The 21,803-nt window shown below is 43.5% G+C and carries 19 protein-coding genes; 7 read left to right on the top strand and 12 right to left on the bottom strand.

The features are described from left to right. Positions 1-5: 5 nt before the first annotated feature. From PBAL39_RS10190 to trpS, 10 genes are all read right to left on the bottom strand, one after another. Positions 6-1,196 carry a M14 family zinc carboxypeptidase gene (locus PBAL39_RS10190; protein WP_008240982.1) on the bottom strand — a complete coding sequence of 397 codons (1,191 nt, stop codon included), beginning with the start codon at positions 1,194-1,196 and terminating at the stop codon, positions 6-8. After that, entirely contained in the window at positions 1,183-4,026 is a 2,844-nt protein-coding gene (locus PBAL39_RS10185; RefSeq protein WP_008240980.1) for a prolyl oligopeptidase family serine peptidase, read from the bottom strand. Before PBAL39_RS10185 ends, PBAL39_RS10190 begins: the two co-directional genes overlap by 14 nt. Before the next feature lie 183 nt (positions 4,027-4,209). Then, positions 4,210-6,006 (bottom strand): membrane protein insertase YidC, encoded by a 1,797-nt coding sequence (gene yidC, locus PBAL39_RS10180; protein ID WP_008240979.1) that lies wholly within the window; start codon positions 6,004-6,006, stop codon positions 4,210-4,212. Positions 6,007-6,026: 20 nt separating this feature from the next. Further along, positions 6,027-7,643 carry a CTP synthase gene (locus PBAL39_RS10175; RefSeq protein WP_008240977.1) on the bottom strand — a complete coding sequence of 539 codons (1,617 nt, stop codon included), beginning with the start codon at positions 7,641-7,643 and terminating at the stop codon, positions 6,027-6,029. 151 nt (positions 7,644-7,794) lie between these two features. After that, positions 7,795-8,553 (bottom strand): GLPGLI family protein, encoded by a 759-nt coding sequence (locus PBAL39_RS10170; RefSeq protein WP_008240975.1) that lies wholly within the window; start codon positions 8,551-8,553, stop codon positions 7,795-7,797. Between the two features lie 7 nt (positions 8,554-8,560). Further along, positions 8,561-11,341: an outer membrane beta-barrel protein gene (locus PBAL39_RS10165; protein WP_008240973.1), complete on the bottom strand. Its 2,781-nt coding sequence runs from the start codon at positions 11,339-11,341 to the stop codon at positions 8,561-8,563. Positions 11,342-11,685: 344 nt separating this feature from the next. Continuing rightward, positions 11,686-12,237 (bottom strand): hypothetical protein, encoded by a 552-nt coding sequence (locus tag PBAL39_RS10160; RefSeq protein WP_008240971.1) that lies wholly within the window; start codon positions 12,235-12,237, stop codon positions 11,686-11,688. A 33-nt stretch (positions 12,238-12,270) separates the two neighbouring features. Continuing rightward, positions 12,271-13,002, bottom strand: coding sequence for a 3-deoxy-manno-octulosonate cytidylyltransferase (gene kdsB, locus PBAL39_RS10155; RefSeq protein WP_008240969.1), 732 nt, complete (start codon positions 13,000-13,002; stop codon positions 12,271-12,273). 1 nt (position 13,003) lies between these two features. Beyond that, the gene (locus PBAL39_RS10150) at positions 13,004-13,618 is read right to left on the bottom strand and encodes a deoxynucleoside kinase (protein ID WP_008240967.1); all 615 of its coding nucleotides are present in this window, start codon (positions 13,616-13,618) and stop codon (positions 13,004-13,006) included. A 4-nt stretch (positions 13,619-13,622) separates the two neighbouring features. Next, positions 13,623-14,621: a tryptophan--tRNA ligase gene (trpS, locus tag PBAL39_RS10145; RefSeq protein WP_008240965.1), complete on the bottom strand. Its 999-nt coding sequence runs from the start codon at positions 14,619-14,621 to the stop codon at positions 13,623-13,625. A 283-nt stretch (positions 14,622-14,904) separates the two neighbouring features. On the opposite strand from trpS, the gene PBAL39_RS10140 reads away from it, so the two are divergent. The 6 genes from PBAL39_RS10140 (at position 14,905) to PBAL39_RS25320 (ending at position 17,880) form a co-directional block, all read left to right on the top strand. Further along, the gene (locus PBAL39_RS10140) at positions 14,905-15,561 is read left to right on the top strand and encodes a 1-acyl-sn-glycerol-3-phosphate acyltransferase (RefSeq protein ID WP_232282929.1); all 657 of its coding nucleotides are present in this window, start codon (positions 14,905-14,907) and stop codon (positions 15,559-15,561) included. After that, positions 15,558-15,848, top strand: a complete 291-nt coding sequence (gene gatC, locus PBAL39_RS10135) for an Asp-tRNA(Asn)/Glu-tRNA(Gln) amidotransferase subunit GatC (protein ID WP_008240961.1) — start codon at positions 15,558-15,560, stop codon at positions 15,846-15,848. The genes PBAL39_RS10140 and gatC overlap by 4 nt, the downstream gene beginning before the upstream one ends. 65 nt (positions 15,849-15,913) lie before the next feature. After that, a complete protein-coding gene (locus PBAL39_RS10130; RefSeq protein WP_008240959.1) occupies positions 15,914-16,672 on the top strand; it encodes an ABC transporter ATP-binding protein in 759 nt (252 codons plus the stop codon). A gap of 38 nt (positions 16,673-16,710) precedes the next feature. Then, positions 16,711-17,259 carry a cob(I)yrinic acid a,c-diamide adenosyltransferase gene (locus PBAL39_RS10125; RefSeq protein ID WP_008240957.1) on the top strand — a complete coding sequence of 183 codons (549 nt, stop codon included), beginning with the start codon at positions 16,711-16,713 and terminating at the stop codon, positions 17,257-17,259. Between the two features lie 85 nt (positions 17,260-17,344). After that, positions 17,345-17,566 (top strand): DUF2795 domain-containing protein, encoded by a 222-nt coding sequence (locus tag PBAL39_RS10120; protein WP_008240955.1) that lies wholly within the window; start codon positions 17,345-17,347, stop codon positions 17,564-17,566. 152 nt (positions 17,567-17,718) lie between these two features. Then, positions 17,719-17,880: a lmo0937 family membrane protein gene (locus PBAL39_RS25320; RefSeq protein WP_008240950.1), complete on the top strand. Its 162-nt coding sequence runs from the start codon at positions 17,719-17,721 to the stop codon at positions 17,878-17,880. 70 nt (positions 17,881-17,950) lie between these two features. Here the strand turns inward: PBAL39_RS25320 and PBAL39_RS10115 are convergent, their stop codons facing one another. Then, positions 17,951-18,628 carry a 2-C-methyl-D-erythritol 4-phosphate cytidylyltransferase gene (locus PBAL39_RS10115; RefSeq protein WP_008240946.1) on the bottom strand — a complete coding sequence of 226 codons (678 nt, stop codon included), beginning with the start codon at positions 18,626-18,628 and terminating at the stop codon, positions 17,951-17,953. A gap of 93 nt (positions 18,629-18,721) precedes the next feature. Then, complete coding sequence (gene queA, locus PBAL39_RS10110) at positions 18,722-19,771, bottom strand: tRNA preQ1(34) S-adenosylmethionine ribosyltransferase-isomerase QueA (protein WP_008240945.1); 1,050 nt, start codon at positions 19,769-19,771, stop codon at positions 18,722-18,724. A 330-nt stretch (positions 19,772-20,101) separates the two neighbouring features. Here queA and PBAL39_RS10105 point away from each other — a divergent pair, with 330 nt between their 5' ends. Further along, positions 20,102-21,343 (top strand): ABC transporter permease, encoded by a 1,242-nt coding sequence (locus PBAL39_RS10105; RefSeq protein ID WP_039866384.1) that lies wholly within the window; start codon positions 20,102-20,104, stop codon positions 21,341-21,343. Positions 21,344-21,803: the final 460 nt, after the last annotated feature.

Raw genomic sequence — 21,803 nt, 5'->3', positions numbered from 1 at the left:
TAGTGTCAGACTGCTAATATCCCTTTTTTAAACGATAATATTAACTGTGTCCCGTCGAAAAGATCAAAATCAGCAGCCTCCTCAAATTTAGGCGTTCCCAAGACATTTAGTGATGGAGAATCATGTATTTGATAGCCCGACCAAAGGTCCAGGTCGCCGATATCATCAACGAAATAGATTCTTTCAGTGTTTTTTTTCGCAAGTACAGGATATTCCCTATAATTCATTCCGATGCTCACTGTCCTGCCGTTGATTTGCAGGTCTTTGATGAGGATATGAAAAATCTGTTTGGTATTTGGGGGAATACTGAAATAATCCTTTAGCGGTATGGTTTGAAAAGAGTGTGTGGCAATGGACTGCAATCCCATAGCAATGGCGAGAAAGTAGAATCTGCGGAGTTCTTGTTTCTCTTGATCATCTTTGTAACCACCGGCTTCCAGCAGGATGGTGGCGATGCCGGAAGCTTGAAAATTATCACCGAAAGAACGGGGTTCAAACTCATCGTCAAAACGTCCAATCTGACCGGGCAGGAGAGGAGACAGGGACCGATAGATTTCCGCAATCACTTGTGTAGCTTTTGTTCTGGTGTTGTTTAGGGAGATCTGTTTGTCATATGCTGGTGCCAGTAGAGACAAGGCAGCCGGTAAGGGACCGTCAAGCTGAGCATTTGTATTTTCAACGCTCCAGAGTGTGTTCTGATCATGGAGATTGAATCCATAGTCCGGCTGAAGCTGCGAGGCAGTTTTTTTTAAAACCTCCGATTCTTTTGCGACTGTTTTGATGAAGTCCCGATTTAGGTCTATCTGGAGTGCATTTCGTCTGCTGAAGCGCTCAGCACCATCTGGGTTGACCATTGGCATCAGGTACAGCGTACAATGACTGTCCAGGTAGCTGATTTCCTCCTGATAAGATTGCTGCTGGAGGAAATTCATCAGGTCTAGCAGCGCCATTGTTCCTGTTGCCTCATCGCCATGCATCTGGCTCCATAGAAAAACCTTTACAGGACCTTTGCCCCAGCTGATGAGCGATATACTGCGGTTTTCTTCTGAATAACCCACAATTCGGCGGTCAAATTCCGCAGGTAGTTTCTCCATAAACAGTAGCAGTTCATGATGTTTGAAGAATCTATCTGTCACTGCTGCGGCCTTGAAAAAAGGGAAGTCCGTCGTTAATGAAGAAGTATTAAGGTTTTTCATCTGTCAAATCAAATCCCCATGTTTTACCTTTTTCAGTTGCCGGAATACCAGATGTCATCCATGCAGGTGCTTTTGCCCCCTTCAGGTAATAATCAAAAAATTGCTGTTCGCGGATCTGGATATCTTTCCTGTTCTGGCGCAGGATCAGGTTATGAGCTTCATTGTTATAGTTTAACAACCATACAGGTTTCCCGAGGCGTCGCAGCCCTGTGAACATCTCAATGCCCTGGTACCATGGCACAGCACCATCGGCGTCGTTGGCCATGATTACTACAGGTGTGTTCACCTTTGGCAAAGAGAATAATGGGGAGTTTTCGATATATAGTTCCGGTTTTTCCCAAAGTGTGGCCCCGATGCGGCTTTGTGTTCTTTCATATTGAAATTGTCTGTTCATACCACTTTCCCAGCGCATGCCACCGTAGGCGGAAGTCATGTTAACGACGGGCGCACCCGACCATGCTGCGGCATACATGTTTGTTCTGGTGATCAGGTGTGCCACCTGGTATCCGCCCCAGCTTTGTCCTTGTATACCGATTTTCGTGCCGTCAACCCAGCTATTTTTCTTGAGCGCTTCAACACCCGAATTGATAAACTCCTCAGCAGAGCGGCCAGGGTAGCCTTTTTCATAGCTGATGTCTGGTGCGAATACCAGGTAACCATTGCTAACAAAAAAAGGAATGTTTAGCCTGGATGGTGTAGGCGCGGGAGGTTGATAGCTGTATAGCCCTTCAGAAAGCTTCTCATAGAAGTAAACGATCATAGGGTATTTCTTTAAGGGGTCGAAGTTCTCAGGTTTATAGAGGATACCATCAGATTTGAAACCTTTAGGTGTCGTCCAGGTTACCAGTTCTGCAGTACCCCAGTTGTAATTCTGCTGCTGAAGGTTGGTGTTGCTCAATTTTGTTTCCGACTTCAGGTCTTTGGACACATACACGTTTGGCGAGAGCTGATAGTTTCCTTTATCATATACATAAGCGTCCTCATCTTTAGCTTTGATGAGTGTCGAGTATTTGAATTTACCCATGACCACCAGTTCCGGAGCTTTTTGATCGCCAATATTTTTCTTATAGAAACCGTTTTCCTTGCTGACGTTATTAAAAGCGGTCAGCCATACATGTTCATTCCTTTCCAGAAAACGTTGTTCCTCATCCAGCTGTACATAGCGGAAGGTAATCTTGTTTTGTCGGCCATAACCACCTGTGACGTTCTGCGCTGTTGTTTTTCCATCAGGAGAGAACGACCAGATGTCGTAGCGGTCATAGATCAGTACCGATTTATCATCTTTTGTCCATCCTGCGATACCATAGGCGTCCGGAGCTGCCGGCACATCGTTTTCTTCATCAACAAGTGATACTTGAAAACCTTCATTGAGTGTGCTGATTTTTCCGGTTTCTATCTGATAGGTATGGTAAAGACCGGTCTGTTCATTAAAATAAATGACATATTTTCCATCAGGGGAGGCGCTGGCGGAGCCCGAGAGCGCAGAGATGATCTTCTTACGCTGACCGGTTTGTGTGTTGACCAGATAATAGTCGCGTATGGCGCTTACCGTCCATTGTAACTGCACACGGTTGCCAAAGTCAGTGGATGCCAGTACATGGTCAGCATTTCCTTCGCTGATCAATGCTGCATCGGGCGTTTTCAGATCAGTAAGCGGAACGATTTTGGGATTACCATTGAAGATGTCAATCACCGTGAGGTAAGATCTTTGAGATTCTTTTTCTGCATTTTTCAATTGCATCGGTTGCAGGTAGTCATCTTTATAACCCCAGATGTCCAGTTTCGCATGTTCGAAATCTACTAGGGTGGTATCCTTTGCTTGTTTGAGCGGGGCGATCCCAAAAAATAATTTACGGCTATCCTTGCTGAACATCAGTTTGCCATCACCGCTGACCGACCATTTTGCAGGCATACCCGGAATGCTGTTGTCCACCAGAACCTGGGCGGTGTCTAATGAAAGGGAATTGTAATAGATGTTATAGTTTTTGACTTCCTGTTTTTCAGGATCCTGTTCTCCGAGGAAAGCGAGGTATTCACTTTCCTCATCAAAAACGAAGTTCCTGAAATTTCCCTTTCCTTTAACGAGGTTTTTCAGGGTACCTTTTTCTGTGTTGAGCACAAAGACACCTACCCGTGCTGTGCTGTCTTTTTTAGGAGCCAGAGTGGCAAATACCAGCTGTTTTCCATTCTTGCTAAAGGCATAGTCTTTCACATATTTAAAGGTCTGTTCAGTACCAGTGAGTAGGTTTCTGACAATGAGGTCAGTTCCTTCCTCTTTTTTGGTGTTGCTTTTTTCATCATCGGCAAAAAAATCAAGGTTGTCTTTTGTTGGCTCTGATGCGGAGGATGGGTTCTTTTTCCTGGCTGTATCAAGAGGTTTTTCAAGTTGATAAGCCAATATACCAGTTCCCTTTTCCGGCATGCGGAACGACTTAACCCTTGGGATTTTGATGATGGTCAGGTTAGCAAGGTTGGCGATCCCCAAACTATCTCTGGTCATCTCCTCTACCTTTTTCTTTTTTATCCGGGCCAGTCGTGTGTCTTTAAAAAATGGTTTGATCATAAAAACGGCGTACCTGCTATCATTGCTGAAAGATCCGTTGAAGCCACGGGCTGCTTTTAAGGACGCGTTGGTCTGCTGGTTGTTCATGTACAGTGTTGCATCACCTTCCTGCTGTGTAATGCCATACATCGCCCAAATTCCATTATTGGATAGCTGTTTGGATAATATGGACTCCCAGCTGTCGTAGACACTATGGTCCAGGGGTTTTTTCTGTGCAAAGCTGAAACTGCTGAGGAAAATTAAAACTAGGGTAAAGTTTTTATACATGATATCTGGGTCATTTTGAAACAATCATCTAAAAATTAGAATTTTTTAACAGATAATCACGAATAGAACCAAATTTTTACAATTTGAATAGTAAATAGCCCGCATTGAGAAGTGTATTAAAGTCAAAAGGCCCGCCTCATGTTCATGAGGCAGGCCTTTCAGGGTTATGCTTTGAAAAGCAGATTATTTTCCTTTTTTAGATTGGATCTGTGTTTTTTGTTGCTGACGCATATAGTCATCTAACCTGGTCTGAAATTTTGATTTCTTTTTCTGCTCAGCAGGTTTGGTTTTGTTTTCCTGTAGCGTACGGTGGATCTTTTCATCATCAACCATAGATTTGATCAGGAACTGTTGCGCGAAAGTCAGCATGTTCGCCAGGAAATAATAATAGTTCAAACCTGAAGGGTAGCTGTTTAATACACCAAGGAATACGATTGGCATGATGTATCCGATGTATTTCATCTGGCCTGTAGCGCCTGAAATCTGGTTATTGAAATAAGTATAGATGAGGGTAGAGATGGTCATCAATACGCACATCAAACTCAGGTGGTCTCCGATAAACGGAAGTGTGAAACCAAATTTGATGAAGTCATCATAAGTGGAGAGGTCTTTCATCCAAAGGAAACTTTCCCCTCTCAGCTCGAACAAGTTCGGAAAGAAGAAGAAGAAAGCCATTACAAAAGGCAGCTGCAGCAGCATTGGCAAACAACCTCCCAGAGGATTTACACCAACTTGTTTATATAGTTTGAGGTATTCCTGTTGCAGCAGGGTTGGGTTGTCTTCCCCTACTTTGGCTTTGATCTCGTCCATTTCCGGTTTGAGAATTCTCATTTTAGCCATTGAGGTATACGACTTGTAAGTTAACGGTGACATGGCTACTTTAAGCATGATGGTCAGCACCAGGATGATGAGGCCATAGTTCCATCCGAAACCTTCCAGGAACTTGAATACAGGCAATACCACAAATCTGTTGATATATTTTAGTGGCCAGTAGCCCATGTCTACCAGTTTTTCAATTTCATGTCCCTGATCCTTCAAAGAAGAGAATTTGTTGGTTCCGAAATAGAAGTCCATAGCATAAGACTGGGACGCCAGCTGGTTGAATTTCAGCTCCATATTGGCCGCATACCATTTGATCTGTCCCGGTTGGGTACTTACTTTTACTTCAAGGTCTCCTTTTTCAAAAGCCTCTTTAGGGAGTAGTACTGCAGAGAAGAACTGTTGTTTGAAAGAGAACCATTCAATTTTACCTTCCTTAAGATCTTCTTTCTCGTCCTTTGCAATGCTGAGGTGATCAGGGCTTTCATTTACGTATTTATAATAAGGAGCAGCATGTTCCTTTTCCTTTTTGCCTGATTTTTCCTGTTCCAGCAGTACCGTTTCCCAGTTCAGGTTAATGGCATTGTTCTGGATTACCTGGTTCATTCCGTTCAGGTTGATCTTGAAGCCAACGTTGTTGCTTTTGGCCTGCAGGTCGTACACATACTCTACATATTGGTTGCCCAGATAAGTAGCGCGCATGGTTACGGAATTTCCGTTGTTTGTCGGGGTAAAATAAAGGTCATTGGTATTGACCAATTTTCCACCGATGTTCAGGTTCAACCCAAATTTGTTTTGGTCCCCATCGAAGAGGACTACCGGTTTACCTTCATAAGTCTTCTGATCTTTTACCACTACAGAAAGGATCCTTCCGCCTTTGTTGGTCAGTGTCAGTTTCAATTGCTCATTTTCAAGCACTGTAGTCTGAGCGGTGCCAGTGATGTTTCCACCAAATGGTCCTTTTAATGCTGCAGAATCTACCGCAGGAACGGTAGGAGCAGTAGCAGCAGGCGTGACTGCCTTTGTGGTTTTCTTTAGAGAATCAGCGGCAATCCTTTCCTTTTCTTTATTGATTTCAGTCTGACTGGGACTAAAAAAATAAAAGGAACCAGCCAAAACGATCATGATCAGGAAAAGTCCTGTAAACGTATTTCTATCCATTATAATTATTTAAACGCGTATTATTTTGTTTTCTTTTTTGCAAAGTCCATCGCGGCGGCGACAAATTTAACAAAAAGTGGGTGAGGATTCGCAACTGTTGATTTTAATTCAGGGTGAAACTGGCCGCCAACAAAGAAAGGATGATTTTTCAATTCTACAATTTCCACCAGATTACTTTCCGGATTTAATCCTGAAGCAATCATTCCTGCATCTTCATATTGTTTCAGATAGGCGTTATTGAACTCATAACGATGTCTGTGGCGTTCCGTGATGTGTGCTTTTCCATAAGCAGCATAAGCTTTCGTACCTTTTTTAAGGTCGCAAGGATAAGATCCCAGGCGCATCGTGCCACCTTTATTGGTTACTTTCTTCTGATCTTCCATCATATTGATCACCGCGTGTCCGGTTTCCTCATTGATTTCAGTGGTATTGGCATCCTGCAGACCAAGTACATTTCTTCCGAACTCAATAACAGCACACTGCATACCCAGGCAAATCCCAAAGAAAGGCACTTCCTGCTCTCTTACATATTTGATGGTATCAATTTTTCCTTCAATACCGCGGCTTCCGAATCCCGGAGCTACCAGCACGCCGTCAAGATGCGCAAGTTTCTCTTTTGCGTTATCAGGGTAGATACCTTCAGAGTGGATGTATTCCACCTTTACTTTACATTCATTTTTAGCGCCTGCATGTACAAAAGATTCAATGATTGATTTATAAGCATCAGGAAGTTCAACATACTTCCCAACAAGACCAATTTTAACTTCTGCAGTAGGGTTCTTCAGTCGGCCAAGGAAGTCTTTCCAGCTTTCCATATCAGGCTCATTCTTATGGGCCAGTTTCAGTTTTGTCAGTACAGTTTTGTCCAGTTGCTCTTTCATCATCAGCAAAGGCACATCATATATGGTAGATGCATCCGCAGATTCGATTACTGCATTGATGTTTACGTTACAGAACAAGGCTATTTTTTTACGGATGTCCTGATTGATCGGGCGTTCAGTACGACACACGAGAATGTCCGGTTGGATGCCATACTCCAGTAATGCTTTTACGGAGTGTTGTGTTGGTTTTGTTTTCAGTTCTCCGGCAGCAGCAAGGTAAGGGATGAGGGTCAGGTGAATGACGATGGCATTGCTTGTTCCTTCTTCCCATTTAAACTGACGTACCGCCTCGATGAAAGGCAGAGACTCAATGTCGCCCACAGTACCACCGAGCTCAGTGATGACGATGTCGAACTTGCCTGAATCACCAAGGATACGCATGTTGCGTTTGATTTCATCTGTAATGTGAGGGACCACCTGAACGGTTTTTCCAAGGTACTCACCCTGTCTTTCCTTGTTGATGACATTCTGATAGATGCGGCCGGTAGTGATGTTGTTGGCCTGTGAAGTAGGTACGTTTAGAAAGCGTTCGTAATGACCAAGGTCAAGATCTGTTTCTGCTCCATCTTCTGTGACATAACATTCGCCATGTTCATAAGGATTCAATGTTCCCGGATCTATATTGATATAGGGGTCGAATTTTTGGATGGCTACACTGTAACCTCTAGCTTGTAATAATTTGGCTAATGAAGCGGAGATGATGCCCTTACCTAATGAGGAAGTAACACCGCCCGTAACAAAAATATACTTAGTCATGTTTTGTGTTTGTGATAAAAGGCGCTTTTGTGCGGCCTTTATTGTTTTTGTACGGGATACAAAGTTAGCAAATAAATTGAAGCGATATGGTTGTTTTTTGAAATAAAATTATCTCAGGAAATGGATGTCTAAGATGTTATCTGCTAAAATGTTATAATACCAGTCCATAGATTTGTTTCAAAAGATCAGCTCTTTTTAGCGGCCTTTGTCCCTCAAACCTGCTGAATAGATCGATGAGCTTATTTTTTTCTTTTTCGGAATCTATCCTTTTGCCTTCTTTCGGAGGCAGGACATTTTTTGCTTCGACACGGTACACGTTTACTTTTGTCGCAAACCAAGTAGTATAATAACGGGGGATGGCCAGGCCGAGGATCATGCCCGGCAATCCGTAGAATCCCTCGGGACCCGCCTGAAGTAATATTTCATCCGTATAGAAGGCCACCACATAAATGCTGTCATTGACAATGCCTATTGCTTTTCTACATTCATACCCTGCGATGTTCCGGGTTTCATGCATCACCTTCCATGTGAGTGCAGGAATGGTATCATTGAGGATATAATCTTCATTGAAAATCTTTTTGCGTAGCACCCTGCGTTGTTTGCTGAAGTCAGAGAATAGCTGGTTGCCTGATTTTCCGGGAAAGGAGAACATCAGTGGGTTATCCGATCCGGTATCATTTTTAAAAGACCTGTATATGGCATTGGTGGGACTGAAGGTCAGCTCCCAGGTGCTGATGTTGTACCTCCTAAGTTTCTCTGTAGCCTCATCAGAGATCCCCGCATCGGAGAAGCTGCGTTGGAGATTGATCTTTTTCTCATAGATAATCCTGCCGGAGGGGATAAAAAGCTGCTGTGCCTGAAGCTGACAGCAAGCGAGTGTAAGGATGATTAAAGTCGCTGATCTTTTCATGTCTTTCTCAATTGACGGGTTTATTTTTGTTGAAATTGCCACTGATGTTCCAGTTCAATCCGAAAAGCACATACCTGGGGATGTAGCTGAATCGTTCTTCACTGATGATGTTTCCACCCACCATCCTGCTGTAGCCGATTTTCTGATTGAGGATATCTGTGACACTGATTTTTAACTCCAGAGCTTCGCTTTTCAACATCTTGGCAGAAAGATAACTGTTCCAGATCACGACATTCAGGTCTTGTCCGAAAGAAGCATTTGCGGGGCGGAATGACATGGATACTGTAGTGTTGAATTGTAGACGGTAAGGCAGCTGCACCGTCCCTGAAAATTCATGGTTGTGGGTGATGCTTTCGCCATTGTTGATTCCCCCAATGGAGGATGCCCCATACATCAGGCTTGCTGAGGGCGCATAACTAAGGTCGATCAGGTTGGTGTAATAATTGAATGTACCCTTAGCGTTATACTGGGTGTTGGTCATTTTATTCTGAACAGCATTGAGGATAGCGATGTTCCTCGACCGGTAGAAACTCAGGTCGACACCCATACGGAAATGGAGTTTAGAAAACCCCTTGGAGTAGTAGAAGTTGCCACTTAAGGAGTTGTTGCCATTCAAGTTCACATAACTCGAGATCCTCTTGTTGAACTCATCTACATTTTCTGTGTTGACAATGGCATTCTTCGTGAAACCGTAGTTGAGAAACCCGGATATATAACTATCGGAGCTGATGAGGTAACTGTTGTAGGAAAAACCGAAGCTATTGGTAAAAGATGGGCGTAGCGCAGAGTTGCCCAGGACCTCAAATAATGGTGTATTGATCTGTCTGACCGGTTGCAGCTGTTCGATGCTGGGTTGTGTAGTGAAGCCGTTATAATTCAGGGAAATGCTGTTGGAGTTGTCGATTTTATAGAAAAGGTTGGTGCGTGGAGACAAGTTCAGGTATTTCCGGTCGAATTCCGTTCGCTGGTCGAGGTTTTTTAATTCAAAAGTGGTTTGTGTAGCTTCCAGTCCGCTTGACAGCGAGAAGTTTTTGAGACGGTATTGAAAGATCACTTTTCCTATGTTCGAAAAATTGATGTATTTAAAGTTATTGCTGAGGGAGTCTATCGGTTTTCTAAGTCCGCCTCCGGCTTCGAACACCGTTCTGTCGCTGCTTGAGGAGATGGTCTTGAAGCTGTATCCGGCTTCCATAGACCAGTGCTGGGATAGGTTTTCGGCATAGCTGACGCGGGTACCTATAGAGTTCTGGCGACCTGCATTGTCCTTGACCAGGTTGACATCCTCGATCCTGTTGATCGTACCATTGCCATTGAAGTAACTGGTGGTATTGAGACTACTTTCCATATTTTCCCGGTGTTGGCTTTCCGGCTGTACATCTATGGAGAGCACCCTTCCTTTCTTGCCGTAGCGCTTAGACCAGTTGATGTTTCCGTTAAAAAGATCGCTGATGCCGTTGCCCTTGTTGATCTGGTCGTTTTCGCTGATCACGAGATTGTTTTCACCGCGCGTGTCATTTGTTGTCCGGGAGTTGTTGTAATTGCGATTTTTTTTCAGGCCGAACGAGATTTTCAGGTTTGCAGTCGAGTCCGTCTGATAGCTGAAGGTACCGCGCATATTCTCGCCCGTCACCTTGGAGTGGTCTTCCGTTCTTCCGCTGTTGAAAAATAGCTTTCCATCCGGGAGGAGTTCCTGGGAGTTGAGGGTTCTGATATTCTCATTTTTGTTGTCATACATCCTGAAGTTTAACTTTAATCCGCTTTTATTGTGATCAAATTTGTCGGCATAATGGGCGCCCAGGTTCAGGTTTTCGGGGAGTCCGCCGGAAGACAGAGGGTAGTCGTCATCATCATCATTTCCAGATGAATACATAATTGAACTGCCATCGTCTCCGACCTCTATCAGGTCATATTCTTCCCCTTTCAGCTTGCGCATGGAGTTGTTGATCTTTGACTCGCTGTCGAGGTTCGAGTAGTTGCCAAATACGGCAGCTTTCAGCTTGTTTTTAAATACACCGATCATGCTTCCATAATCATGGTATCTGCCGCCACTGGCGTTCCCATCTATAGTGGCGAGGTATCCATTTTTTGCATTTTCCTTTAGCTTGATGTTTATGGTTTTATTTTTTATGCCGTCGTCGATCCCGGTAAGCTCTGCGGTTTTGCTCTTACGGTCATAGACTTGTATTTCATCAACAGCATTGGCCTTGAGGTATTTTGTGGCCAGCAGCGGGTCATCGCCGAAAAACTCATCACCATCGACAAGGACCGTCCGCACTTCTTTTCCCTGGGTTTTGATCCTGCCATTCTGATCAACTTCCACTCCGGGTAAGCGTTTCAACAGCTCCTGAACATTGGCATTGCTGCGTACAGCAAAGCTGTCTGCCTGGAAGACAAGGGTATCCCCGCGTAACCTGACTGCCTGCTTGGCAGCGGCGATCACCACTTCGTCCAATACCTTGGATTTCAGCTCCATGTTGATAGATCCAAGATCGTAGAGGCGGTCCTCTGTGATGCTGATCTCGCGGACATCATCGGCCATTTTTGGGTAAGTGATAAGGATGGTATAGGTTCCCTTCAGCAGGTTTTTAAGTTCAAATCTGCCATTGACATTACTGCGGGCCGACTGGACCAGGATGGAATCTGCAGTTCTGAGGAGCAGGATGGAACAGTTGGGGAGATTTCTTTTCTCGGTAGTATCAGTGATGGTGCCGGTAATGCCTGCCTTTTGCGCTAGTACGTTAACGGAAAGCAAAGTGAAGAATACGAAAAGGAGACTTTCTTTCAACATATTGTACCGGATAACGACGTAAAGGATTTCTCTAAATTTAACAACTATTTTTCTGTCTGTGTTGTTTTTTGAGCAGATCTTGTCTTTTTAGCGAAAAGATAACGGCGTAAACAAAAAGGGCCCGAACGAATTCGGGCTCTTTTGTAAAGTATATTTGGTTAGAATATGCTGGATTATTGGATGAATGACCAAGCCATGACTGATTTGGTTATATAAATATAATGCAAATTATAATTTAATCGCAATTAAATTTTAAACTATTTTTACGATACGAACAATAATATTTTGTTTTACCGTTTAAATAAAGCCTTAAAGGCCGATTTTATTTTTGGAGAATTTTGCAGTTATTTTTGCTTACAGCAGCTGTAGTAGGGCAAAACCTTTCTTTCCTTGCTGGACCAGGCAATGTAAACTTTGTTTTCATTGCTGAGTCTGTATTGAAACCCATTGAGTCCAGACTGCTTGAGTTCGTTGAAGAAGTCCTTATCGGGCGTATTTTCATCCGGGTTTTCATTTTCTGTCACAGCGGGCTCCAAAAAATTTTCATCCTCAAAGAAAAGATTGTATTCTTCGGTGATAAATTTCTTTTGCTTGCTTTCTTTTTTCAGTTCCAGGGTAGACTGGTAATTGTCGATCAGGTCTGTTGCCTTAAAGGCTCTCATGTAAATTTGTGAGCCATCATGAGCTGTAATCGTGAAGGTCATTACCATATTTTTAGGTTCATCGCCATTCAACACCACTTTAAAGGTGTCCAGTTTAACCGTATCACTAAAAGCCTTGAGTACCGTTTTCCCGGTAGCATAGGCTGACAGTTCTTCTTTTCCAGATTTGTTACTTCCCGTACAGGCTGAGATGATTCCCGCTGCGAGCAGAAGGAAGATAAAATGATGCTTCATAACGTATGATGCTAATATAGCAAAAATATCATTTTACTGTTTTGAGATTTTGAGCAAATCCTCGGGAGTATCAATGGCGATGGTTTCTATAGACGTGACTTTTGTCTGTATGGTATATCCGTTTTCTATCCAACGCAGCTGCTCCAGGCTTTCTGCCTGTTCCAGCGCAGATACCGGAATTTTTGTAAGCTCTGTTAAAGTCGAAGCTTTGTAACCATAGATACCAATGTGTTTGTAATACTGATGTTGAGCCAGCCAGGCGTCCTGTAGACTGCTACGCAGGAAAGGAATGGTTTGCCTGCTGAAGTACATGGCCTCCATTCTTTTGTTGACGACGACCTTGGGAATATTGAGGTTAAACAGCTCTTCTTCGGTATGGATTTCCTTGATGAGGGTAGCTAACTGGACTGTCTCCAGGTCAAAGCAGGATACCAGTAGATTAATCTGCTCAGGGTCGATGAAAGGCTCATCACCCTGTATATTGATAATGACATCAAAGCCAGGCAGCTTTGAAGCCACCTCGGCACAGCGGTCTGTCCCGCTTTGATGTTGCATTCCGGTAAGTATGCAGGATCCGCCGAATTGCTGCACGGCGGCGGCAATTCGGTCGTCATCCGTAGCCACGACCACCTGATCGATGGCTGTGGCCTTCATTGCTTGTTCATAAACCCGCTGGATCATGACTTTGCCATCGATGTCGATCAAGGGCTTGCCCGGAAAACGGGATGAGGCATATCTTGCCGGAATGACGCCTAGTACCTTCATATTAAAAAAGTCCGTTGATTTCTGCGTCTATAGACTGAATGATGTTACCAAGATCTTCCGGGTTGTTGCTGAAGTCCAGCTTATCCTTATCGAGGATCAACAATTTTCCGAGGTTGTACCCTTTGATCCAGTTTTCATATTTTTCGTTGAGCTTTGACAGGTAATCCAGACGGATGCTGGCTTCATACTCACGACCACGGCGCTGGATGTTGTTGACCAGTGTGGGTACAGAAGCACGAAGGTATACCAGAAGGTCCGGAGGTTTGATGAAGGAGGTGATGTTTTCAAATATCGCCCTGTAGTTCAAATGGTCCCTGCTGGTCATCAATCCCATCTCATGAAGGTTTTCTGCAAAGATATGGGCATCCTCATAGATGGTCCTGTCCTGGATTACATTCCTTTTGAAGTTTTCAATGTCTACAATCTGCTGAAAACGGCTGTTGAGGAAATAAATCTGTAGGTTGAAGCTCCAGCGCTTCATGTCGCTGTAAAAGTCCTCCAGATAGGGGTTGTCTTCCACAGCCTCGTATAAAGCTTCAGAGCCGTAATGTTTTGCCAATAATCCTGTTAATGTTGTTTTTCCGGCACCAATGTTTCCAACAATCGCTATATGCATAATCTTAAAATGTCTTAAATCCTATAAGTTCTCTTGCTTCCCTGATTGTCTTTTGGGCATTTTCTTTGGCTTTCATAGCCCCTTCAGTAGCCACCTTACGCAGGTAGTCGGTATCCTTTGCAATTTCTTCAATCTTTTCTCTTATTGGAGAGTTGAAAACAATCATATCTTCGGCAAGCTGCTTCTTGAAGTCGCCATACCGGATCGCACACTGGTTGTACAGCTGATCAAAATGATTCAGCGTGTCTGTAGGAGAGACAATTTTCATGAGGTCAAAAAGATTCTGTATGGCTTCAGGTTTCGCCTGGTTTTCTTCTGTTGGTCCTCCATCTGTTACTGCTCTGGAGACTTTTTTTCGGATCACTTCCGGGCTGTCAGAGAGGTATATACAATTTCCATCACCTTCAGACTTACTCATTTTACCTTTGCCGTCCAGTCCTGGAACTTTTACCAGGTTATCCGAATAGTTGAAGGCATGAGGCTCAGGAAAGAGGTCCGACTGGTACATCCTGTTGAATCGGTTACCGAAGGTACGTGTCATCTCCAGGTGTTGCTCCTGATCTTTTCCTACAGGAACTTTAGTGGCTTTATGGATCAGGATATCAGCAGCCATCAGGGTAGGGTAGGTCAGCAGACCTGCATTTACGTTGTCCGGCTGAGACCTGATTTTATCTTTGAAGGATGTACTGCGCTCCAGTTCACCCATATAGGCATTCATGTTCAGGTAAAGGTACAATTCCGCAACTTCCGGTACGTCCGATTGGATGTAGATGGTGCTCTGTTCCGGGTCTATTCCGCAGGCCAGGTATTCTACCAGTACATGACGAACATAACCATGAAGATCCTGAGGAGTGGGGTGGGTGGTCAGCGAGTGAAGATCGGCGATAAAAAAGAAGCAATTGTAATCATATTGCATTTTCACAAAATTCGTTACCGCACCAAAATAATTTCCAAGGTGTAATTTTCCTGTAGGACGTATCCCACTAACTACCGTTTCTTTCATGAGTACGAAATTAGTAAAAAACAGGAACTAGGTTGAGCTAATATTTAATTTTTATGTTGATTTTGAAATTATGAGTTCAGGATTACCGTATTATTGCTGGTAGAGGCTTTGTCCTGCCCAAGCTGTTTTTATTTCGGCACTGCTGATTTCTGTCGCCTCCTGAGGCATTGATTTGAATGGAGATTTTTTTTGTAGTTTTGGCACAATGATTTTCCTCTTCAAAAAGCTGCATTATTTTTACTCCATATTCATTATCCTTTTTTTTGCAGTACTTTTTTATCCAATGTACTATGTCAGCTCTGGGAAACCGGAATGGTGGGGTTTTCTGAATCGCCTGCGGAGGTTGAACAGCTGGATCTGCAGCCTGCTGATGGGTGTATGGTTTCGCTTCAGGTCTGAGGAGGTGCTGGACAAATCCAAAACCTATATTTACTGTGCTAACCACAGCTCCAACCTGGACATCATGGTGCTTTGCATCCTCGCAAGAGGACGTTTTCATTTTATGGGTAAAGATGCTTTATTGAAAAACCCTGTGTTGGGCATTTTCTTCAAGACCATTGACATCCCGGTAAACAGGGAGAGTAAGATTTCTGCTTTCAGGGCTTTCAAACGTGCCGGCGACAACCTTGATCAGGGGATGAGCCTGATCATCTTTCCGGAAGGAAAAATTAACGACGAGCACTATCCGCCGGTACTGGGTGAATTCAAAAATGGCCCATTTCGATTGGCAATTGAAAGGAATATCACCATTGTACCTATCAGCCTGATCAATGTGTGGAAAAGAATGTGGGATGACGGCCACAAGTATGGAACTACGCCGGGAATTTGTGATATTTACATCCATAAACCCGTAAGTACGGAAGCACTGGCAATAAAAGATGCAGATCAGCTTAAGGATCACATCTATGAAATAATGAACAGCAAACTGGTAATAAGATGAAAATAGACAGGCAAACCATAGATAAGGTAGCAAATCTGGCAAGGATTGCCATTGAAGATACAGAAGCAGAAAACCTAATGGCCGATATGAATAAGATCCTCACCTTTATGGAAAAGCTGAATGAGCTGGATACGACAGGCGTGGCACCCCTGGTGTATATGAATGCCGAAGAGAACGTTTGGCGTGAGGATGTAGTACGGCAGGAAATTACGGTAGGCGAAGGTTTGAAAAATGCGGCACTTCATAATGAAAGCTTTTTCATGGTGCCGAAGATCATAGAAAAATAAAGGTCAATGTAACATTAAGCTCATCCTGCCCGTCTAAAGGGAAATCTGGAATAAACAAAGCCCCAATGGAAAAAGCGTTAATCAATATTAAAGAGATAGGCCGTAAATATGTGATTGGATCGGAGGTAATCCACGCTTTGAAGTCCGTTTCACTGGACATTCATAAAGGGGAGTTTGTCGCACTGATGGGGCCGTCTGGCTCAGGGAAGTCCACCTTAATGAATATTTTAGGCTGTCTGGACACGCCCAGTAAAGGAGATTACATCCTGAACGGCATCAATGTAAGCCAGATGTCCGACAATGCATTGGCTGAAGTGCGGAATAAGGAAATTGGCTTTGTGTTTCAGACCTTTAATCTGCTGCCCCGTTCCACCTCGCTGGACAATGTAGCGTTGCCTTTGATTTATGCGGGAGCGAATAAAAAAGACAGGGATGCCCGCGCACAGAAGGCGCTTGAAAACGTTGGCCTCGGCAACCGTGTGACACACAAACCGAACGAGCTTTCAGGCGGTCAGCGCCAACGTGTGGCAGTGGCAAGGGCTTTGATCAATAATCCTTCAATTATCCTGGCCGATGAGCCTACAGGTAACCTGGATACTAAAACATCAATAGAAATTATGGGACTGTTGGAGGAGATCCATAGCAAGGGTAATACAATTATCCTGGTCACACATGAGGAGGACATTGCGCAGCATGCTCACCGCATTGTGCGGATGCGTGACGGATTGATTGAGAACGACTACCTGAATACCGACATCAAAACAGTATCCCCAAGGCTGAACAGCCTGAAGGAAAGAGGCGATGATTTCGAGAGTATCGGGTAATCCTTCTCTGATTTATTGACCTTCAGGACCATATCCAAATGAAAATATATACTAAAACCGGCGACCAAGGCTTAACCTCTCTGATTGGAGGGACAAGGGTTCCGAAGTCTCATCTGCGGATCGAATGTTATGGTACCGTAGATGAACTGAATTCCTATATTGGCTTGGTGATGTGCCAGGAGATTGATTCGCATTTCACAATGATGTTAAAGGAGATTCAGGATCGCCTTTTTACAATAGGTGCTTCGCTGGCTGCCGATCCGGAAAAGTCGAAAATGAAAATCCCGGATTTGTTGGACAGCGACATCACGTTGCTTGAACAAGAGATGGACAGGATGAATGCACTGCTTCCAGAGCTTAAACATTTTATCCTGCCTGGGGGAAATACAGTAGTCGCCTATTGTCATATAGCCCGTTGCGTTTGTCGCCGTGCTGAGCGTTTAACCGTGCAATTGGCGATGGAAAGCTTTGTTGACGAAAAAATGACTATTTATTTAAACCGTTTAAGTGATTATTTATTTGTTTTGGCACGAAAACTGAATTTGGACGCTAAAACCGATGAGAACATCTGGCTTCCGCGACTATAAAAAAGTGGAAAAATAATTTTGTTTTACTCATGTATTTTAATATACTTTTGCGAAACAGAATAGAATAACTAAATAGGATAAGAATATGTATTGGACACTAGAACTCGCATCGCATTTGGAAGACGCTCCATGGCCTGCAACAAAAGACGAATTAATTGATTACGGTATAAGATCAGGTGCTCCTGTGGAGGTCATTGAGAATTTACAGGCGCTGGAAGACGATGGCGAACCTTATGAGACCATTGAAGAAATCTGGCCTGATTATCCAACTAAAGACGATTTCTTTTTCAACGAAGACGAATATTAATTTTTATTGTACGTATTTAGAAACGTTTAAAGGCTCTGCACTGCAGGGCCTTTCTTTTTTTGGAACGATGATTGTTTGAGTAATGTCATGGGAGCGACCATCAGTCGGTCCCTACATCTATCTTAAAACATATCACTTAAAAATTAAACGTTATGGGAAATTTACTTTATTTAGTCGCTGTCGTATTCATCATTCTATGGGTAATCGGATTCTTTTTTAATGGCTTCGGTCCAAGTGTCGGTGGTTTAATCCATGTATTGCTGGTGATTGCGATCATCGCAATTCTGCTTAAAGTCATCAATAGGGCGGCATAATCATAAACAACATTAATTTCAAGGCTTCTGATTAATTCAGAAGCCTTTTTTATGGTTATGCAGCAGTGAACTACTTCAGTTTATTCCTGAGGTATAACTCTGCAATATCGAGATCTTGCGGATAGGTGATTTTGATGTTTGTCCGTTCCCCTTCGATAATGTGGATGGGATAACCTGCAGCTTCGGCAACGGATGCATCATCAGTAAAGAAAGGGGTATAAGGCTGTTGGTATGCTTTTCTAAGCATATCGAGGTCAAAAGCCTGCGGCGTTTGTATCAATACAAGGTCATTTCTATCGAGGGCCTCCGTTTTTTCTGGTGCCAGAAATCTTCTGACTGAATCTGTGGGTGCAATTCCTGCAACAGCATTTCCTTTTTGCTGTGCCATCAGAAAAGAATTGACAATCAGTTTGGGCGAAATGAGGGGGCGCACGGCATCATGTACAGCCACTATACCGGGACCATGGATGGCCAAAAGTCCATTCCGTACGGAGTGGAAGCGCTGTTCTCCGCCATCAATCAATTGATGGGCAATTTGGAACTGGTGTGTCTCACATAGAGATTTCCAGTAGTCCTGTTGCAGTCTGCTCATTACCAAAAATATTTCGGGCTGTAGCTCAGAGGATGCAAAGGCCTGAAGGGTATGCATCAATATCGGTTTGCCATCCAGTAAAATGAATTGCTTGGCAATGGCTTGCTGCATTCTATTGCCGGAGCCTCCTGCTACGATGATGGCATAGTATTTCATTTTTCCTTTTTCTTTGAAACAAAAATAGGAGATTTTAGTCCTTAGACCGAAAATCTCCTATCAAAATGTGTATGGTTGTTCTTTTACGATAGCTTAGATGATCAACATTGCGTCACCATAACTATAGAAGCGATATTTTTCTTTCAGTGCTACATCATAGGCATGTCTTACGTAATCATAACCGCCAAATGCACTTACCATCATCAACAATGTAGATTCAGGTGTGTGGAAATTGGTGATCATGGAATTTGCAATGCTGAAGTCATACGGAGGGAAGATGAACTTGCTTGTCCAGTCGTTAGCTGCTTTCAGTGTTCTTCCGGAAGATACCGCAGATTCAATTGCACGCATAGAGGTGGTACCTACCGCACAGATTTTACGTTTGTGCTCAATGGCTTTGTTGACAATATCAGCGTCTTTTTGTTCGATAATAAATTGTTCTGAATCCATTTTATGTTTGGTCAGGTCTTCTACCTCTACAGATCTGAAGGTTCCGAGTCCGACGTGGAGCGTCACTTCTGCGAAGTTCACCCCCTTAAGCTCCAGGCGTTTCATCAATTCCCTGCTGAAGTGTAACCCCGCAGTAGGTGCAGCTACAGCTCCTTCATGTTTAGCGAAGATGGTTTGATATCTTTCTTTATCCTGTGCTGTTGCTTTACGTTTGATGTATTTAGGAAGTGGTGTTTCACCGAGGATTTCAATATTTTTTCTGAATTCTTCGTCAGTGCCGTCAAAAAGGAAGCGGATGGTACGTCCACGTGAGGTCGTGTTGTCTACTACCTCAGCAACCAGCAGATCGTCATCACCAAAATATAGTTTGTTGCCCACGCGGATTTTGCGTGCCGGATCTACAAGTACATCCCAAAGACGAAGTTCTTTATTCAGCTCGCGCAGCAAGAATACCTCAATGGTCGCCCCTGTTTTTTCTTTATTGCCGTATAAACGAGCAGGGAAGACTTTAGTGTTATTTAAAATCATGACATCCTGATCGTCAAAATAACTCAAAACATCCTTGAATATTTTATGTTCAATTTTGCCACTATCCTTATGCAAAACCATTAAACGGGCTTCGTCCCTATGTTCTGAAGGATTATTGGCAACTAATGATTCAGGTAGATTAAACTTAAATTGAGATAACTTCATATTTTCGATGTAATAATTAAGGGCGCAAATTTACAAAATATAATTTTCTTTTTATAATTAATACTTTAGCTTATATTTTATGCCCATTTTCAGCCTTTCTCCCAGCAAAAAGCAGTCCGGGATGAGCAAATATCAATAACTACAGGGAGAAGAAACTAAATATCTTCTAAACGATCGACCTCGGGCTCATCAGCCCTTAAAATAAATAGACAAAGGGCTTCAGCATATTACAGTACCGGAGCGTGGTGTATCGTATAGGCCTGTGTATCTTTTATATTATGTCGGTTTACCATGTAACCTTTTTAGGTAGTTTTGGTCTAAACAGCAACTATGGTAATTTTTAGATTAATAGGCGAAAGTTTTAGGTTTGCATTAGATGCATTGCGCCAGAATAAAATGCGTACAATCCTTTCATTATTAGGTATTACCATTGGAATTTTTACCATTATCTTCGTTTTTTCGGCTGTCGACTCCCTTCGGGCAAAATTGCAGGCCAGCGTGGATAAATTAGGATCCAGTACAGTCTTCGTACAAAAATGGCCCTGGGGTGGTTTTGGCGATTATCCATGGTGGAAATATGTGAACAGGCCGGAACCCTCTTTAAGAGATTATGAGTTGCTTAAGGGTCGCCTGGAATATGTGGAGGGCATCTCCTTCGAGATCTCGGCCAACAGCAGAACTGTAAAATACAGAAGTAATTCTGTAGAAGGTGCGGGTGTACGCTCTGCCTCACAGGATTTTGATAAAACGTGGAACCTTGATTTTCAGGAAGGGCGCTATTTTACCGAAAATGAAGGGAAATCCGGTGCCCCTGTGGTCATCATTGGAGCAGACATCTCTGAAGGTCTCTTTAATGGGGAAACGGCCATCGGTAAATCTATAACAGTAATGGGACGCCGGATGAATGTCATAGGCGTGTTTAAGAAAGAGGGAGAGGACATGATGGGAATGTCGCAGGACAAAAATATCCTAATGCCTCTAAACTTCGCTAAAGGCCTGATGGACGTCGAAAGTGAACGTTACGATCCCACCATTACCGTCCGTGGCAAATCCTACATTCCTCTAGAAGAGGTGGAAAGCGAGATCAGAGGAGCCATGCGCTCCATCCGCAGGACAAAACCAGGTGCCGAAGATGACTTCGCCCTGAACAAGAGTACTATTGCCTCAAATCAGCTGGATCAGATGTTCCACATGCTGAACATCGGCGGCGCTGTCATAGGTATCTTCTCCATCCTCGTTGGCGGTTTTGGTATTGCCAATATCATGTTTGTGTCTGTTAAAGAACGTACTAACATCATCGGAATCCAGAAGTCACTGGGCGCCAAGAATTATTTTATCCTTCTTCAGTTCTTGTTTGAAGCGATCGCACTATGCCTCATGGGTGGCGGCATCGGTCTCATACTGGTCTACTTCTCCACATTCGCTATATCAGCAACGGGTTTTGAAATGATCCTCTTTTGGGATAATGTCGTTCTTGGCATCGGCATCTCCGTAGCCATCGGTACGATATCGGGATTCTGGCCCGCATTCTCGGCGTCGAGGCTGGACCCTGTTGAAGCGATCCGTTCCTAGGGAACTTCTCCTTTTTTTTAAAAGCAGGTGTGCTCTTCAAGCCTGGGATTTTTGCCCGGAAGAGGGCAAAGATTCCCAGGCCTTTCATCGTACACCTGTTTTAAAACATGACGTTTCAGCCCTATCATCGCAATATCCAAATATGCGGGAAGGTTATTGTTGTTGGCGTGTTGGGGGTAAGATGTTGAGAGTAGTGAATGAGTAAATGGGGAACGCAGTGATTGTTATTGGTTTATAGGGTAAAGTAGGAAATGTAGTGGAAGACTAGGTGCTGGAGGAAATGTCTATTTGAGCGTTACTTATGGTTAATTCTATAAGAAGTATTTTTTATTGGGGCTGCGTGGTAATGGCGTGTTGATGGCGCATCGGCATGAAAGGCTTTCCGGATACTTTATTAGGAAGCCAGTGTTTTAACATTTGATATTTTTAAGCTGCTTCTTGAGATGTGTCTAGATGGGGT

Source organism: Pedobacter sp. BAL39 (genome assembly GCF_000170795.1).
Taxonomy (GTDB): Bacteria; Bacteroidota; Bacteroidia; order Sphingobacteriales; family Sphingobacteriaceae; genus Pedobacter.
Note: the sequence above shows the minus strand (reverse complement) of the source record. Positions and strands in the feature narration are given on the sequence as shown.